At 31.8% G+C, this 15,171-nt stretch carries 12 protein-coding genes and 1 tRNA gene; 4 read left to right on the top strand and 9 right to left on the bottom strand.

Annotated features, from left to right (window positions below):
* Nucleotides 1-42: 42 nt before the first annotated feature.
* From FCN74_RS03010 to FCN74_RS02980, 7 genes are all read right to left on the bottom strand, one after another.
* Nucleotides 43-1,896 (bottom strand): DUF2075 domain-containing protein, encoded by a 1,854-nt coding sequence (locus FCN74_RS03010; protein WP_138931108.1) that lies wholly within the window; start codon nucleotides 1,894-1,896, stop codon nucleotides 43-45.
* A gap of 77 nt (nucleotides 1,897-1,973) precedes the next feature.
* Nucleotides 1,974-2,582, bottom strand: a complete 609-nt coding sequence (locus FCN74_RS03005) for a nucleotide pyrophosphohydrolase (RefSeq protein ID WP_138931107.1) — start codon at nucleotides 2,580-2,582, stop codon at nucleotides 1,974-1,976.
* A gap of 4 nt (nucleotides 2,583-2,586) precedes the next feature.
* Nucleotides 2,587-4,527 (bottom strand): tetratricopeptide repeat protein, encoded by a 1,941-nt coding sequence (locus FCN74_RS03000; protein WP_138931106.1) that lies wholly within the window; start codon nucleotides 4,525-4,527, stop codon nucleotides 2,587-2,589.
* A gap of 192 nt (nucleotides 4,528-4,719) precedes the next feature.
* Nucleotides 4,720-7,023: a DUF3987 domain-containing protein gene (locus FCN74_RS02995; protein ID WP_138931105.1), complete on the bottom strand. Its 2,304-nt coding sequence runs from the start codon at nucleotides 7,021-7,023 to the stop codon at nucleotides 4,720-4,722.
* A gap of 3 nt (nucleotides 7,024-7,026) precedes the next feature.
* The gene (locus FCN74_RS02990; RefSeq protein ID WP_138931104.1) at nucleotides 7,027-7,323 is read right to left on the bottom strand and encodes a helix-turn-helix domain-containing protein; all 297 of its coding nucleotides are present in this window, start codon (nucleotides 7,321-7,323) and stop codon (nucleotides 7,027-7,029) included.
* Nucleotides 7,324-7,416: 93 nt separating this feature from the next.
* Entirely contained in the window at nucleotides 7,417-8,322 is a 906-nt protein-coding gene (locus FCN74_RS02985) for a hypothetical protein (RefSeq protein ID WP_138931103.1), read from the bottom strand.
* A gap of 13 nt (nucleotides 8,323-8,335) precedes the next feature.
* The gene (locus FCN74_RS02980; RefSeq protein ID WP_138931102.1) at nucleotides 8,336-9,637 is read right to left on the bottom strand and encodes a tyrosine-type recombinase/integrase; all 1,302 of its coding nucleotides are present in this window, start codon (nucleotides 9,635-9,637) and stop codon (nucleotides 8,336-8,338) included.
* Between the two features lie 243 nt (nucleotides 9,638-9,880).
* On the opposite strand from FCN74_RS02980, the gene folB reads away from it, so the two are divergent.
* From folB to FCN74_RS02960, 4 genes are all read left to right on the top strand, one after another.
* A complete protein-coding gene (gene folB, locus FCN74_RS02975) occupies nucleotides 9,881-10,243 on the top strand; it encodes a dihydroneopterin aldolase (RefSeq protein WP_138931101.1) in 363 nt (120 codons plus the stop codon).
* An 85-nt stretch (nucleotides 10,244-10,328) separates the two neighbouring features.
* Entirely contained in the window at nucleotides 10,329-10,676 is a 348-nt protein-coding gene (locus FCN74_RS02970) for a GIY-YIG nuclease family protein (protein ID WP_138931100.1), read from the top strand.
* Nucleotides 10,677-10,774: 98 nt separating this feature from the next.
* Nucleotides 10,775-10,845 (top strand) — tRNA-Cys (locus FCN74_RS02965).
* A gap of 165 nt (nucleotides 10,846-11,010) precedes the next feature.
* Complete coding sequence (locus FCN74_RS02960) at nucleotides 11,011-12,345, top strand: hydroxymethylglutaryl-CoA synthase family protein (protein WP_138931099.1); 1,335 nt, start codon at nucleotides 11,011-11,013, stop codon at nucleotides 12,343-12,345.
* 77 nt (nucleotides 12,346-12,422) lie between these two features.
* Here the strand turns inward: FCN74_RS02960 and FCN74_RS02955 are convergent, their stop codons facing one another.
* Both FCN74_RS02955 and FCN74_RS02950 read right to left on the bottom strand, forming a co-directional pair.
* On the bottom strand, nucleotides 12,423-13,442 hold the full coding sequence (locus FCN74_RS02955) for a hypothetical protein (protein WP_138931098.1): 1,020 nt from the start codon (nucleotides 13,440-13,442) through the stop codon (nucleotides 12,423-12,425).
* Between the two features lie 79 nt (nucleotides 13,443-13,521).
* Nucleotides 13,522-15,003 carry a cryptochrome/deoxyribodipyrimidine photo-lyase family protein gene (locus FCN74_RS02950; protein WP_138931097.1) on the bottom strand — a complete coding sequence of 494 codons (1,482 nt, stop codon included), beginning with the start codon at nucleotides 15,001-15,003 and terminating at the stop codon, nucleotides 13,522-13,524.
* Between the last annotated feature and the right edge of the window lie 168 nt (nucleotides 15,004-15,171).

Genomic DNA, 15,171 nt, shown 5'->3' with positions numbered 1-15,171 from the left:
AATCTAATAGGTTTTCATCATAGAACAAATACATAATATATTTTAAGTGTTATTTTTAAAATATTCACTAGTCTCTTTATCCTTACAATAAATATAACAGCCCTTCATACCTCTTGTCATTAAAGTACGATAGGTGTTTTTGATCACGTCTTTAAGTAATGGTTTCCAATACGCAGGATTTGTTTTAATACCGCTTTTCCAACCAAATACTGTTCTATCTCCTTTATCACGTTTAGATGGCTGAACTAAAATTTCTCCATCTCTTACGATTAAATCTTCACCTATAATGACACCTACATAATCTAACTCTAGTCCTTGAGCTGTGTGGATACACCCTATTTCAGTAACTGACTCAGGGTCTATAATCCATTTACCACCATAATCGGTCATATTCCATTTCATATTGAAGCCAAATTCTTCTTCTTTAAAATCGTATATGTTTGAATTTTTCTTGCTATCCCAAGCCCAACAGTACCCTGAAACTAAACGTGCTTTATTATTTATTTTATTCTTTTCGAAAATTTCTTGTTGCAATGCTAATGGATCGTCAAACACTTTAAAATCATATTCATAATCTAAGTTATTTAAATTTACATTAGCTGTTTCTCTAATTTTTAATGTGTTATCTAACCAAGCCAAATAACCATCTGAACCATTACATCTAAATTGAGATTCTAATGTTAACTTGGTAACATTTATATTTCTTTCTTTGGCAAATTTTTCAATCAAATAAGACTCACCATAGTCACCAACCGAAACTCTTTGGTTTTCATCTATGAAGAAAATTGAAGATAATGCTGTATCCAATATTTCAATAATTTGGTTATTACCTCGTTTTAGAAATCCTGTTTTTTCTGTTAAACGATGAGCTTCATCTACAATTAATGTATTTATAGCATTTTTAGGTGCATTTATAAATGTACCTGAACCAACAAAGAGATTTTTAAGTTCTACTTTTTTCTTTGTGCCAGATAGTTTCTCAAAAAAAACATCTCTTGGTGCTGAGGTTTTAGTTACGTATTGTGACATATTACCTCTACGATTTAACTCAACTAATAAATTAATCGCCACCACAGACTTACCAGTGCCTGGACCACCTTCTACAATCAATACGTTTTTGTTTTTCTCATGTGATTTTAGTGCTAAATCTAGAGCTGTTTCATAAACCACTTTTTGGTCATCAATCATAACAAACTCTTGATTACCTTTTATCATGTTTTTTAAGCTATCAGCTAGGCTTTTTGTAGGCTTAATTTTACCATTATCTATCCTAAACATAATATTTGATTGGTCGCCTTCTTTAATGAAACGTTTTATGAAGTTTCTTAATTTTAAAGCATCTGGTTGAAGAAAAACAGGTGCTTTCTCTAAATAGTAATTATAAGATTCATTAGTTATGTTATTATCAGGGACATAATTATGAAGATATGCACAAGGATATAAATTGATTTGATCTTCATCTACTGTTGCATTAAATGATTTTAAAAGAGCAGCATAAGACCATGCTTGATAAGAAGGATGACTTGTTTCTGTAACACCATGCTGAAAGCGAGTTTTTACAATACCATCTTTATTTGTAACCTCAGCTTCTTGCCATTGTTTAAGTTCAATGATAATTACATTTTCTTGACTATTTGAAGTACCTGAAACAATAAAGTCAACACGTTTAGATGTTTGTGGTAAGTGATATTCTATGGAAATGCCACAATCCTCAGGTATATCACCATCATTTAGTACCCTATCCATATATTGTAGTGAGTTCTGAAACGACCTCAATTCATTATCAGCAACTTTTTTGCCTGTACGCTCTAAAATTTGATTTGATACAATGTTATGGATGTTATTAGTTAAGACATCATTACTAAAATCTTCTTTTGTTTTGTTATAAACTAGCATGGTTAGATGAGTTTTATATGTATTGATTAGATTTTTTAATAAATGAAAAATTGAAAATAGCTAAATACCAATAGGAATCATTTTAATTGGTTATATTTTGTTGATTTTCCTTTTGACTTAGATACAGGGTACTTTATTTCGTTTTGTTTTATTTTAGATAAAGTCGCTTCTTCTAGGTCAATATCTAAATCATTTGCTAAATACAAGAGATAAGATAGTATATCTGCGATTTCATTTTTAATATTAGACCTATTTGCGGACTTAATATCCTTCCATAGGAAACATTCTAATAATTCACTTGCTTCAATTGACAAAGCTAGGGCTAAGTCTTTTGGTTTATGAAATTGCTCCCAATCCCTTTTCTGCCTAAATTCTAATAGCTCTAAAATTAAGGATGTGAACCCTATGTTGGGTTGTTTTTTAAGTGTTAGTAAAATAGAAGCTTTTGTATCTACTCTTGAAATACAGATAATTTTATTATCTAAAATGATAGTATCTTGTACCGAGTTGAAGTTTACCTCATCGTAAGCATTTTCTATTAAAAATTGATTGATAGATTTGTTTAAATCTTGAATTGAATCAAATTCACTTTCAGGAAATAACTTTTCAAAATCGCCTTCTCTGTTCAGGTAACCACCATAAACAGAAGCTTCTTTGTCGTTTCTAGGAAAATGGATACTAATCATATTTTTAGTTTCTAATCGCTTGCTGTGCTAAGTCAAATTCTTCATCAAAAGGCATTCCTAATTTAGATAGCATTTCGGGTATAGCTAAAGCCCAACTTACATAATAGTAGGATAAAGCTTGATAGCCTGACATTTTTTTATTTATTGAAGGAACTTCGTAATTAGTTTTTTTTGGATCTATCCCTGTCATCCCTAAAGTTGCAAACTCGAATGCTATTTTTTTGATTTCTTCTTTTGAAAAGTTTTTAAAAAAATCTAAAGCGCTAACCATGTACATAACTACTGCAGTATTTACCTCATCGTTACTATGAGATTCAATAAAATTTCTACGCTGCTCTTTTACCTCTTCTAGCTCTTCATCTTCAACGCCATATGGATCTTTGTTTATTTCATCCATGACTTCATCAGGTGTTTTTGATTTATTGGTTTCTTCCTTTTTAAGGTTGAATAAATCATCTAGCTTAAGATCTTCAGCCCAATTTTGTAATAATTCATATTCTTCAGAAGGCTCTTTGTCTTTGGCATATTCTAAATATTCATTATAAAAATCTTCAGCCTGTTGGCGTTCAATTTTATTAGATTTAAATTTAGAAATTAGGTTTATGCCATAGTAATCTTTAAGCCATAAAGCATTCACCATATTTAAAATTTTTGATTTAGATATGATGGTTTTTGGCATTAAATTAATAATCTGCTTATCAGTTGTAGCTTTGATACCTTCTGAAATTAAATTGTATAAGGATAATACTTGAATAGGTTGTGCTGATTGATGATTTTCGAAAATACGCTGTTCGATAAACAAATCTATTGGAGTATTAAAAACTTGAGAGTTTAAGCCTGAAAACAATGATTCTATTAGCCTAGAAATATTATCTGTAGGTATTCCTTTTTTTATTAAAGCTTTTTTATAACTACTTAATTTTTCAGAAAACTTTTCTTGGTGGTATTGTGTTGATGTAAATAAATAGTTGTTTTTGAACTCTCTTGCTTCTGCTATAAGTTGTAAATGATAGAGTTCATGCAACATTAAATGAGGTACTGTTAAGTCTTGTTTTTTATAAATTAATCTGTGCTTATTACGTTTATGATACTCAGCTACTTCTAACTTTGCTGCTGTATCTATATTATCAGATATTGAAATCTCGACATCTTTACCTGATTTGATTACAATTTTATCTTTTAACTTATGAATCTCTGACTCTACTTGAGATAAATTTTGTTTGGTAAGTTTCTTTGCCGTCTCTAACAAAAGATTTAAAGAATTATTATTGACTTTATCTTTTAATGATGAATTTTTTAAAGCTTTAATAGTATTAGAAAATGATTTTTCAAAATTATTTTGATTGAAATACACTAATGCCAAACCATATAAAACGTTGGGGAAGTTTTGATTTATACTTAAAGACTCTTCAAAGAATTTTTTTGCTTGATCTAACTCATTCTGATTAGCTAGTAGGCCAGCTATGTTAGATAGTGATAAGTAATCATCAGGATTAAATTTTAATGCTGAATTCCAATATTTAAGCGCTGTTTGAGTATCTTTATTACTATAATAAAAGTTACCCATTAATATTAAGGCACTCGTGTTTCTTGGATTGAGTTTTAAAGCTTGAATTAAGTAATTTTCAGCTTTCTCTATTTCGTTAGTTTCAAAGTATATTTGAGCAATTATACGATTTAACTCTGAAGATTCATTATATTTATCTAAAAGAGAAATTGCTTTAGTTAATGCTTTTTTGTAATTCCCTTTTTCACACAGGTTTATTAAGTTATTATGGACTTCATCTGTCATTAGATTTATATCGTCTATATGAATGCTGAGTTTATTTAAACTAATATCAATTTCTAAACCACTGTAAACATTTTTCAGTTGATTTATAATATCATCTGTATCCTCTAACTTTAAAATCTGTCTGACGTGTTCTAATGGTACGATTATGGTCATAAATATTAAGACTGATTATTTTTTAAGTGCTAAAATATAAACTTTTATGCGTAACAGAACCATAGAAATTTAAAATAATCCTGTATTGACCTTATTTGTCTGAGGAATTTGTTTAATCGAATATTTAACTGCCGGCATAGTTAAATATTTAATTGCAAGCTTTGCAAAGTTTGCAATGTTGCAAAGTTCTATTTACTTCATTTTGATGTAAAATCCTGCTTTTGGTTTAGACAAATAACTTGCTTTTTCTAGTTTAGACAAATAGCCATCAACTGTACGTTCGCTTAAATTCATTTTATTTCCAATGTCAACAGCTTCTTTTCTTTGAAAATCCTTAGGGAGTTTATCATAGAATTTATGAGCTGTAGCGCTTTTAAACACAATTTCAGAACTGTTATTTGGCAAACTGTTATACACTAAAATACTATGTTCTAAATACATATTGGCTAATAAAATGGCATTTTCAAAGTCTTGATCTGTGCACTCTAAGCTCATTTCTGTCATTTTATTTTCATATTTACGCATAGCGGTAAACATCATACAAAATCTAAATACAATTAACCCTAGACGCTTTACAATACTTGTAGCCTCTTGATGTACTAAGTTGTATATTCTGAATAAATACTCGTTAAAAAGTGGGTTAAATCTATCCCATTGCTCCTCTGATAGTGTTATATTAGTTGGGGAACTTTCAAAAAAGCGTACCATTTCTAAAACATATTTAGATAGTCTTTTATAGTGCTCTGTTAAGTTAACAGGATTTGCTTTTGGTGATGGGTCTAACCAAATAGGTTCTGAGCTAAACACATAAAACATAAATCTACTAAATAGGCCATCTTCTGCTGAGTCTATGATATTCAGAATTTGATTAGGTGTTCCAGATAAAACTGCTGAGATTCTAGGGTTATTGATTTCAAAATACTCATTGTTTGTCTTTCTTGAGCTGGATATTCTCTCGTGATGATATGCTTTTCTTAATAAATCGGAATAAGAACCCCATTCGTTTTTGAATACCTGACCCAGAGTATCAGCCTCTGTTTCGCATACAATGCCAAAGCCTTCATTATCTTCTAAATGTTTCATCATTTTTGCATTACTGGTATTTGCAGGAATAAAAACCACTTTAAATACGGGTTCTTCTGGCGGTGGTGGTGGTAGCTCGCCTTTCTTCAGATACTTTTTAGTTTGTTTATGTACTTCTAATTCTTGTTTGTACTCTTCCTGTAAATTTTTTGATTCAGATAATACTTCATCATGGTATTTATCTGCCAACATTTTAGAAAACGTGAGAGAACCTTTGCCTGATGCGGCAGGCGCTAAAATGAATGCATATAAGTTGGGGTAAACTTCTTTACCATGATATAAGCCTGTTACATTTGGCAAGCAACCAGATATAATTGAAAAAGCACCAGTCAAGAAAACGTCTTTATCCCTTTTTGTCTTTAAATATTTAATTCCTAATTGAAATAAAGCAGGTAGCGATTCATATACGCTTTCAGGAATTGATAGTGTATTGTTTAAAATTGAACTGTCCTTTATACTGTTTTCATCATTATCAAATGCTTTTTCAAGCTTTGCATCGTTTGCAAACTTTGCAAACTTTGCAAACTCGTGAGAATGGTGTTTGTATGCGCTTTTTACAGATGATTTAATTTCTCTTTCGTCTAGATCAAAATTAGTTAAGCAAAAATCCAAGGTGTCAGATTCGTCAATACCAAATCTATTGGCATTTGAAGCGAACATATAGATAAAATTGTTGCGATTGCCTTCAATATATTGGCTCTTTTTTTCGGTGAATTTGATACATCTTTCTAATAATTCGAAAGTTGATAGGGTTTGAATACTATCTTCCGAAGATTTTGTTTGTACCTGTGTTCTCTGCTTTGTTATGTCGTCTTGCAATTCTTCTAAGTTGTTTTTTTCTTCCTCAAATGCTTGTATATCTACATTAAAAACATTTGCGTTGAAATTAGAATAACAATCTTTGTCGTAAGACATAAAACATAATCTGCAAATATCATCACCATCATCTAACTCTAGTTCGAGTGCTTTTCTGTAATACTCTTTTACTTGGCTTATTGCTAATTTATGATGCTCTGCATTAGAATCTACTCTGACTATTATTTTAAGTCCTCTACCTCTTGGGCTAATAAATGAGGCTACCGTATAAGGTGCGATTTTTGATTTATTTTTAATAGACACTACTTGGTTTTTGTCTAATTTGTCAATATCTAAAATGACCAGTTGAGAATACTCTGAAATGTTATCTGCGTTTCTTCTGTCTTTGAATATACCGGACACCGTGACGCCTGGCAGTTTTTTCTTTAAAAGCTGTGATTTATCTTCATCACCATTTTCATAAACTTCTCTGATATGTTCAATTTGATTTGAAATTTCGCTGCTCTTGATGCTATCTGTAAACTCTTCTAGAGTTATTATAGTAGCTGGTGTATAAAGATCATTATATGTTGAAAATTTTATCTTTTTCGTTTCCATGGCTTATTGGTTTTTAGGGTTAATGATTTTTAAAGCTTCGTTGATATCTGAGCGTTTAAATCGCACAAGATTACCAAGCCTATAAGGCTTTAAAATGCCCTTATTAGACCAATCTGAAATGGTTGGGAGTGTTACCTTAAAGAGTTTTGCAAGTTCCTTACGTGTAAGGTATTCCTCTTGTGGTTGGGGTTCTGTACTAAGCTTGATTTTGCTTAGTTCTTCTCTTACATCTTTAATTATGCTTTCTTTGAGTTCTTCTGGTGTTACATTGAGTAACTGGATTGTTTTTTGTTGTTTCATGACCTTTGAATTTTAAAGTTTGAGACAACAAATTAAACAGGTATTATGCTGTTTATCAGTACTTAATGGTGCTTGAATCAGTACTAGTACTGTCTAAAATTCATTAAAATGAGGGATATAAAACTTAGCATTTTCCAGCTTTCTCTTTATTTCTGTTGATTTCTCAGAATCTAAATTTAAATATTTTTGAAGGGTGTTCGCTGTAGTCTCAATTTTAAAAGTATTCATAACTTCTCTAGCGAATGCTGAATAATTTATATCTCCACCTTTTTTTTTAGGAGCATCTATATATCCATATTCTGCCAAATAACCTATTATATAGCCTAATGTAGATGGACCACCAATCCACTCTATCTTTCTTTCATTACCACTTATAGGATTATTACTTTTAGATGTATCATATTCGGTATTAATTACTGTTGTGGTATTTGTGTCAAGATTATTATTGTCCTCTATTTCGTTGAAAAAACATGTAGTTTTATCATTATCTTCATCAAAATAGTAATCAACAGTAAAACCAAAGTCAGCCAACTTTTTTTCTAAAAAATTAATTTTTTTATCTTCTGAATAATCTAGGCTTTTTTTAATATATATTAGTCTATGATAATAAATTTCAAACACTGAATATCCCAGCATTCGCTCATTTCTTTTATCAACTCTTTTTATTATTTCATCTTTAACAAAATCAATTTCATTTGCATCTATATTATTTTTAATAAAAAAATCTTTTCTTTTTTCATAATGGTTTACATATACTGAAAAAGGGCAATCAAAAAAATAATAGTTTTCATCTTCCGATAGTTTTCTAAGTTTAGATATTAAAACAGTAACTTCACTTTTTATCCTATCTATGGTTTCTTCATGCTTATCTTCAAGAAGAGGATTATATGGTGCCCCTTCCCTCATATTTAATATTTCTTGATTGCTGTAGCTTTCAATCTCATTATTGTATTCAATCTCTAAATCATAAATTTTTTCGATGATATCGTCTATATTCATTTTGACCTTCAATTTAAATATTAAAAAACCCAGAATTAGCCACATGAGTTGCTCTTTCTTCATCTTTGATGCGAATATATTTATAAAATTCTTTTTCGGTGGTATGACCTGTAAAAAGCATGATATCGTAAACTGGCATGCCTTTTTTGTACATATTAGTAGCGAAGCTACGTCGAGCGGTGTGTGAACCTATTAAGTTATATTTTTCTATGTATTCTATTACTTCTTTTCCACCTTGTGTGTAAGTGCATTTAATTTTTTTGTTTAATGATGGTAGCTCCAAGTGTTGCCCGACCTGCTTTATCCATTCGTTTAAATCGCTATCAGGTATTTTTTTTGGCGGTAGTCCATCATGTCTTTTATTCATTATCTCTTGCATTTCCTTTGTTATAGGGCAGTAGATTTTTCTTCCTTTGGATTTGTTTTTGGTCTGTACGATTTCAAAATACTTCTTTCCTTTAATGGTTCTAATGTCGTCTTTGCTGTACGCGTTATAATCGCTTACCCTTTGCCCAGTATAATAGCCCATTAAGAAAATATCTCTGGCGTGTTCTAGTTGCTTATATTTGCTTAAATCTATTTCATACATCGCCTGTATTTCTGCATCATTTAAATAAATTTGTGTTGTAATTTCTTTTGTAACTTTAAATTCTGAGGATTTAAACCTTTGATTGGTGGTATAGCCTTCGTTTAAGGCATAATTCATAAAGGTTTTTATGGTTTTGATATGCTTGCCTATGGTGTTCTTTTTAAAGTCTTTCTCAGTCTCTAAATAGCTTACAAAGTCTTTGTGAAATTGTGAATCTACTTCATCCAGCTCATATAATTTGCCCAGGTGCTTTTCAAAACTACTCAGATGGCTTTGTGCCTGTTTGTAAGACCTTAGTGTTACATCCTTAATGTTGCCTTCCTTGTATTTTATAAATCTCTCTACAAGTTCAGAAAATGTAAGTTTTTCATTTTTTTGTAGGCTGACTTTTTTTTCTTGGAGTTTTTGATCCAGTCTGTTCTTTAAAAAAGCAGGTGTTATGTCGGTAGTCTCTTTTGCTAACTCACTATAGATAGTATTAATTGAATCTTCAATATCAGACAGCTTTGTGTTATTGTCATCCTTATCTAAGATATGTGGTCTGTTTTTAAATCTCTGTCTCTTAAAATCCCAATCATTGTAACATACTTTTAGTCCTGTTGTGTATTTTAATCTTCTTGATCCATAAGTAAAAAATAAGTAAATAGTAAAATCTTTATTTTTATTTTCCTTAAGTTTGTTGATGGATTTAAATGCGAATCTTGATGTTCCTTTTGACCTTTGCATGATGAATTATTTTATATAAAAATAATAAAAAGGGTACAAATAAGGGTACAAATAAGACTTTATTCGTTCTTATTTTATTTAATTTATACAGTGTCTAAATTATTTTAACTATCTGTTTTATAGTTTATTAAATTAAAATAAGATAAAGATAAGTAAAGATAAAAAAGAACTTTTGTGGTACTGGAGGCACCACGTTTATAAAACCGCCTCCATAAAAGGCGGTTTTTTATTTAAATTTAAATCATGAAGGATCAAATCACTTTAAAAAATATCAGGGTATACGCCTACCACGGATGCCTTTCAGAAGAGACTAAAATTGGCAGCGACTACAGAGTTGATCTTAAAGTAGAAACAGATCTTAAGAGATCTTCGGTGTCAGACCATTTGGACGATACTGTAGATTATGTGCATCTCAACGCCATTGTCAAGCGAGAGATGTCTAAAGCTTCAAAGTTGCTCGAACATGTTGTTGAAAGGATCAATACAGCTGTGCTTCGGGAATTAAGCAGCGTTAGCCGGGTCGAAACTGAGGTCTCCAAACTCAACCCGCCAATTATGGGCGATGTCGAAGCTGTGAGCATTAAAATGACAAAACTTAGAGAATAGGAGTAATATTCTCTAATTATTCTTAAATTTGCAATCCGATTAAAAGGTGTCGTGGCCGAGTGGCTAGGCAGAGGTCTGCAAAACCATGTACAGCGGTTCCCCCGAAGCGTCGGGGCGCTCGACAAATAATAATATATTCTTACCTAAATTGCATTTTGTTTATATAATTTATTCAAAAAAGATTGACAGGTATTATGTTGGAGAAACTCATAATGTTGAGAAAAGATTAATTCTGCATAACAATGGTAATTATGAAGGTCCATTTACAAAAATTGCTAATGACTGGCGTGTAGTTTTAAAATTTAAATGCGTTAACCGAAGTAAGTCTATTTTTCTTAAAAAATTTATAAAACGCATGAAAAGTAGAAAATTCATTGAAAAAGTAATCCAGAACCCCGAAATTTTATCTGATTTATTAACAAAAAAGTATTGATTTTTTTTAAAATTATAAATTGTAACTTACTTCTTATAAAACCTCTTTTTTCTAATTAAAGTAGAAATAAATTATTTAAATTTGCAATCTCAATAAACGGTGTCGTGGCCGAGTGGCTAGGCAGTGGTCTGCAAAACCATGTACAGCGGTTCGAATCCGCTCGACACCTCAACTTAACTCAATAAAACCCTGATGAAACCATCAGGGTTTTCTTTTAAAAGTATATTCTCATTTTATTTTTTTAATAATTCCAACTAATATTTTCATAAAAAATAATCAATTGTTCTAAATTGATATTTAAAATAATTTAATTTATTTGCTAAAAATATACATTATGAACACAGGTATCAGTCATATTACATACGATATTCCTAAAATATACCTAAATATTGAGGATTTTTCAAAAGAAAGACAAATAAATGCTGAAAAGTTAAAAAAAGGGCTAGGCATTCATAAAATGGCTTTTTTAGACCAACATGAAGATACGGCAACTTTGGCTGCCAATGCTTTACTCAAGCTTTTTAGGCAAAATAATATTGACCCCAAAAGCATCAATCGAATTTATCTAGGTACTGAAAGTGCATTAGATAGCTCAAAACCCACATCGACTTATGCTGTTGAAATGGTAGAGAACTTTTTAGGAGATAGAGTATTTAAGCACACTGATGTGACAGACATGACGTTTGCTTGTATTGGAGCAGTAGATGTCTTACAAAACGCATTGGATTACGTAAAGTCAAACCCCAATGACAAAGCCGTAGTGATTGCTTCAGATTTTGCAAAATACGATTTAAATTCTCCAGGAGAATATACACAGGGTGCTGGCGCAGTAGCTATGCTTGTCGAATCAAATCCCAAACTGATGAGTTTTGATAGCACTTTTGGTGTAGGTTATAAAAGTGAACACGATTTTTTTAAGCCTAGACGTCATCATCCCATTAACCAAAATTCTCAACATCTTACAACTGATCAAATTTTACAGGTTTATCGTGAAGAACCGGTGTTTGATGGGCAATTTTCTAATCAATGTTATCAGGATAGAATTTGCGAAGCCTATTTTCATTTCAAAAACCTAAAAAACATTCAGTCTAAATTACATGAAGCCTGGTCGGGTCTTATTTTTCACTTACCTTACGCATTTCACGGGAAACGTATATTTTCTGAAATCTTTAGGCTGGAAAAAGACAATGTAGCTTCAGAAGATGTAACATCAAATCTTTATGATTTTAACGAATTGAAAACTGTATCAAAAACTGAAGAATATCAAAATTTAGTTTCAGAAAAGATACGGAACGCGCAAAGAGCATCTTCTCATATTGGTAATATGTATTCTGCTTCAATATTTATGAGTTTAATTTCAGAATTGTGGTATAAACAGTCACGACTAATGTCAGGTGATAAACTAGGGTTTATTGCCTATGGCAGTGGTTCAAAAGCTAAAGTATTTGAAGGCCAATTGGTTAAAGGATTCTCAAAACAGCTCGCACATTTAAATTTGGATGAAGTACTAAAGAATAGAACTCCAATCTCTTTTAAAACTTACGAAGACCTACATCGCAAAATGAGAACGCAATCTGTAGTTAGACCTCAGAATGAATTCTTTTTGGATAAAATTAATACTGAAACAGACGGACTTGTAGGCCAGAGATATTACAAATATGCAAAATAGATTAAGTTTATTCTAACCTAAAAACCCACCTGATCTTCAAGAGTGCAGGTGGGTTACTAAAGGTATATCTATTTGGATTAGTCTATGAGCTCTGTAAACTGAACAATTGCATTTTTAATTTGATTGGCTAAAGCATTATTCCCATCTGCATCTGTTGGGCTTATTTCTATAGTGCCATCTCCATTCCCGTCTGTAGCTGAGTCTAAATTGACAGCACTCACAACGGCATTAAGGTCAAAATTAAAGATGACTTCATTATTATTAGTGTCATCTATGATGAGATTCTGTCCTGAATCTTCATAATCAACCTCAAAATCTTCGTCGAAAGTATGATAAAAAGTCATTGGCATGCCATTCAGCGTTCCAGTTATCATAATCGACTTTTGAAATAAATCTGAAGTTGGATTTAAACTTCTGTCCATTTTAAACTCAACTTCTTCATATTCCCCAATAGGAATTTCAATATTGACAATCGTTGTGGTTTCATCGTCTAATAAATTGATTTCAAACGGACCGGCTAATTCAAATTCATCGTCATCACCAAAACTTGACGAATCATCTTCACCACTGTCATCATTATCATCATCGTCGCTATTACAAGGACTATCATCTTGTTCTTGAGCATAGAGTGTAAAGTCTGCTCTAAAATATAGCTCTAATCCACTGGCTAATTCGACTTCATACTGATAAGGATCATCATCAGAGTCATTCTCCTCTTCAGCCTTACAGAAGGGATCATCAGGATGATTTTCTAAAATATAGTTTTGTATCTCAATTGGCAGCTGTTCAAAAGTAAGATTAATATCCTCGTCATCATCATCACTATTTTGACTACCAGTTGATGGGAAAAACCCCTCGGCGTATTCAAATTCAATTTTACGAATATTAATTAGAAACTGATCTACCTCAAGGTTAGCTGCTGCAACAGCTCTTCCTGATGTGGGGTTAAATGTTGTTGTAGCTTTTACGGTTAAATTACTTTTTGGCCCATCTGCCGGATTGTTATTATTGTTGGCATCAGCTACACTGTCCTCCTCAGAGCATGCCATAAAACTTACAGCAAGACAGAACATTAAAATTTTTGAAATTGATTTCATGATGTTTGTGATTTTAGATTTTGTTATTCACTGATAAAACAATCAAAATCTAATCTACCCTACTTTTTATAGAATTCTTTTAAGATGTTTTTCTATTAGGCAAAGTATGCATCTTTAAAATTCTTTGACTTTCCTTTTTTGATAGTTTTTGTTTTCTTAGTCCATATAATTTATCTAAGGCATATTGTCGTGTTTTCTTTATGTCGACTATAGGCTTGGGATAATTTTTATCTAAGATAAAATTATTGAATTGTTGCTCCATATCGGTCATGATCCAGGGTTGGTGTGCAATATCGGCGGGAAGATCTTTTAACTCTGGTAACCATTTTTTTATAAAGCTTGCCTCTGGATCGTGTTTTTGGGCATTTAAAACCGGATTGTATACACGTATCGTGTTCACTCCTGTAACACCAGCTTGCATATTGAATTGCGGATAATGAATACCGGGCTCAAAATCCAAAAATTGCGCTGCCAAAAACGCGCTTCCATGCCAAAACCCTTGAAACAAATGGTGACAAAAAAACGAAGCTACGCAAGCCCGCATTCTAAAATTTAAGTAGCCGGTTTCAATCACACAACGCATACTGGCGTCGATGAGTGGATAACCGGTTTCTGCATTTTTCCAAGCCTTGATGTATTCTTTATTCAACGAGAATAAATCTACATAGGCTTTATTAATTGGTTCAAACTCCATCCGGCATTCCTGCTCAAATTTTTGGATAAAATGGCTTTGCCAGCTTAAGCGAGACGCCACGGCATTGAGTTGACTTTTTATGGATTTACCTTTTACTTTTGGATGGTTTACCCTGATGTTGGCTATACGTTGGGCGATTTCACGTATACTTAAATTTCCCCAAGCGATATAAGGTGACAAACGGCTACAAGATACCCGAGATAAATCAGGTTTGCTGATGTGAGAGCTGTAATTTAAAATGCGCTCATTAAAAAACGAGTCGGAGTATTTTAATCCAAAGTCTCTTCCTCCGGGTTGAAATCTTTGGGAGACTTCACATTGTAAATTTACTTCTTTAAAACCAAGCTTGTTAATTTCAGCATTGGAGAGAAAATCATGCCGGTGAGCTTGAAAGGGAATACATGGTTTATTCATATAACATTCCCAATCGTTTCTCCAGTTTTTACGGCTTTTACGTCCGCGTTGTACTCCATTATTTTGGGTTTCTATCCATATGATGCCATTAGATTTGAAAAATTCAGCCAATTTCAAATCTCTTTTAAACGTACAATACAAACCCGTTTCCTGATGGGAATATACTGAATGAATCTCGACCTTTTCAGACAAATTTTTAAAAAAAGAGACTGCTTCAGCGTGAACCACCAAAATTCTGCTATTGTAAACTTTCAACTTTTGGTTGAGTTCGGCCAGAGACTGTTTGATAAAATCAAAGTGGCGTTTTGAGTAATGTGGGTTTTCTATTAAAATGTCTTCAAAAATATAAATACACAAACACGGGTTTTTATATTTAAGAGCTTGAGATAAAGCTTCGTTGTCTTCCAACCTCAAATCGCGTTTGAAATAATGTATGGTAATGGGTTTACACATATTGTTGTAAATCTAAAGCTCGATAGACTAAATATTATCTAAAACGAACATAAAATTTTATACATTTTTCAAATGAAGTTCGCAGATTTAAAATCAGGAATTGTTAAATGAAGAAAACAAACCAAAATTGATTAATTATCTACTTTTTTAAATCCCTCAAAAGTAATA

It is taken from the genome of Mesohalobacter halotolerans (assembly GCF_006120725.1).
In the GTDB taxonomy this organism is placed as follows: domain Bacteria; phylum Bacteroidota; class Bacteroidia; order Flavobacteriales; family Flavobacteriaceae; genus Psychroflexus; species Psychroflexus halotolerans.
Note: the sequence above shows the minus strand (reverse complement) of the source record. Positions and strands in the feature narration are given on the sequence as shown.

Bases quoted from the DNA above. Each gene is read 5' to 3' on its own strand.
- FCN74_RS03010 (WP_138931108.1), bottom strand. From the start codon at position 1,896: ATGCTAGTTTATAACAAAACAAAAGAAGATTTTAGTAATGATGTCTTA.
- FCN74_RS03005 (WP_138931107.1), bottom strand. From the start codon at position 2,582: ATGATTAGTATCCATTTTCCTAGAAACGACAAAGAAGCTTCTGTTTAT.
- FCN74_RS03000 (WP_138931106.1), bottom strand. From the start codon at position 4,527: ATGACCATAATCGTACCATTAGAACACGTCAGACAGATTTTAAAGTTA.
- FCN74_RS02995 (WP_138931105.1), bottom strand. From the start codon at position 7,023: ATGGAAACGAAAAAGATAAAATTTTCAACATATAATGATCTTTATACA.
- FCN74_RS02990 (WP_138931104.1), bottom strand. From the start codon at position 7,323: ATGAAACAACAAAAAACAATCCAGTTACTCAATGTAACACCAGAAGAA.
- FCN74_RS02985 (WP_138931103.1), bottom strand. From the start codon at position 8,322: ATGAATATAGACGATATCATCGAAAAAATTTATGATTTAGAGATTGAA.
- FCN74_RS02980 (WP_138931102.1), bottom strand. From the start codon at position 9,637: ATGCAAAGGTCAAAAGGAACATCAAGATTCGCATTTAAATCCATCAAC.
- folB (WP_138931101.1), top strand. From the start codon at position 9,881: ATGAAGGATCAAATCACTTTAAAAAATATCAGGGTATACGCCTACCAC.
- FCN74_RS02970 (WP_138931100.1), top strand. From the start codon at position 10,329: ATGTACAGCGGTTCCCCCGAAGCGTCGGGGCGCTCGACAAATAATAAT.
- FCN74_RS02960 (WP_138931099.1), top strand. From the start codon at position 11,011: ATGAACACAGGTATCAGTCATATTACATACGATATTCCTAAAATATAC.
- FCN74_RS02955 (WP_138931098.1), bottom strand. From the start codon at position 13,442: ATGAAATCAATTTCAAAAATTTTAATGTTCTGTCTTGCTGTAAGTTTT.
- FCN74_RS02950 (WP_138931097.1), bottom strand. From the start codon at position 15,003: ATGTGTAAACCCATTACCATACATTATTTCAAACGCGATTTGAGGTTG.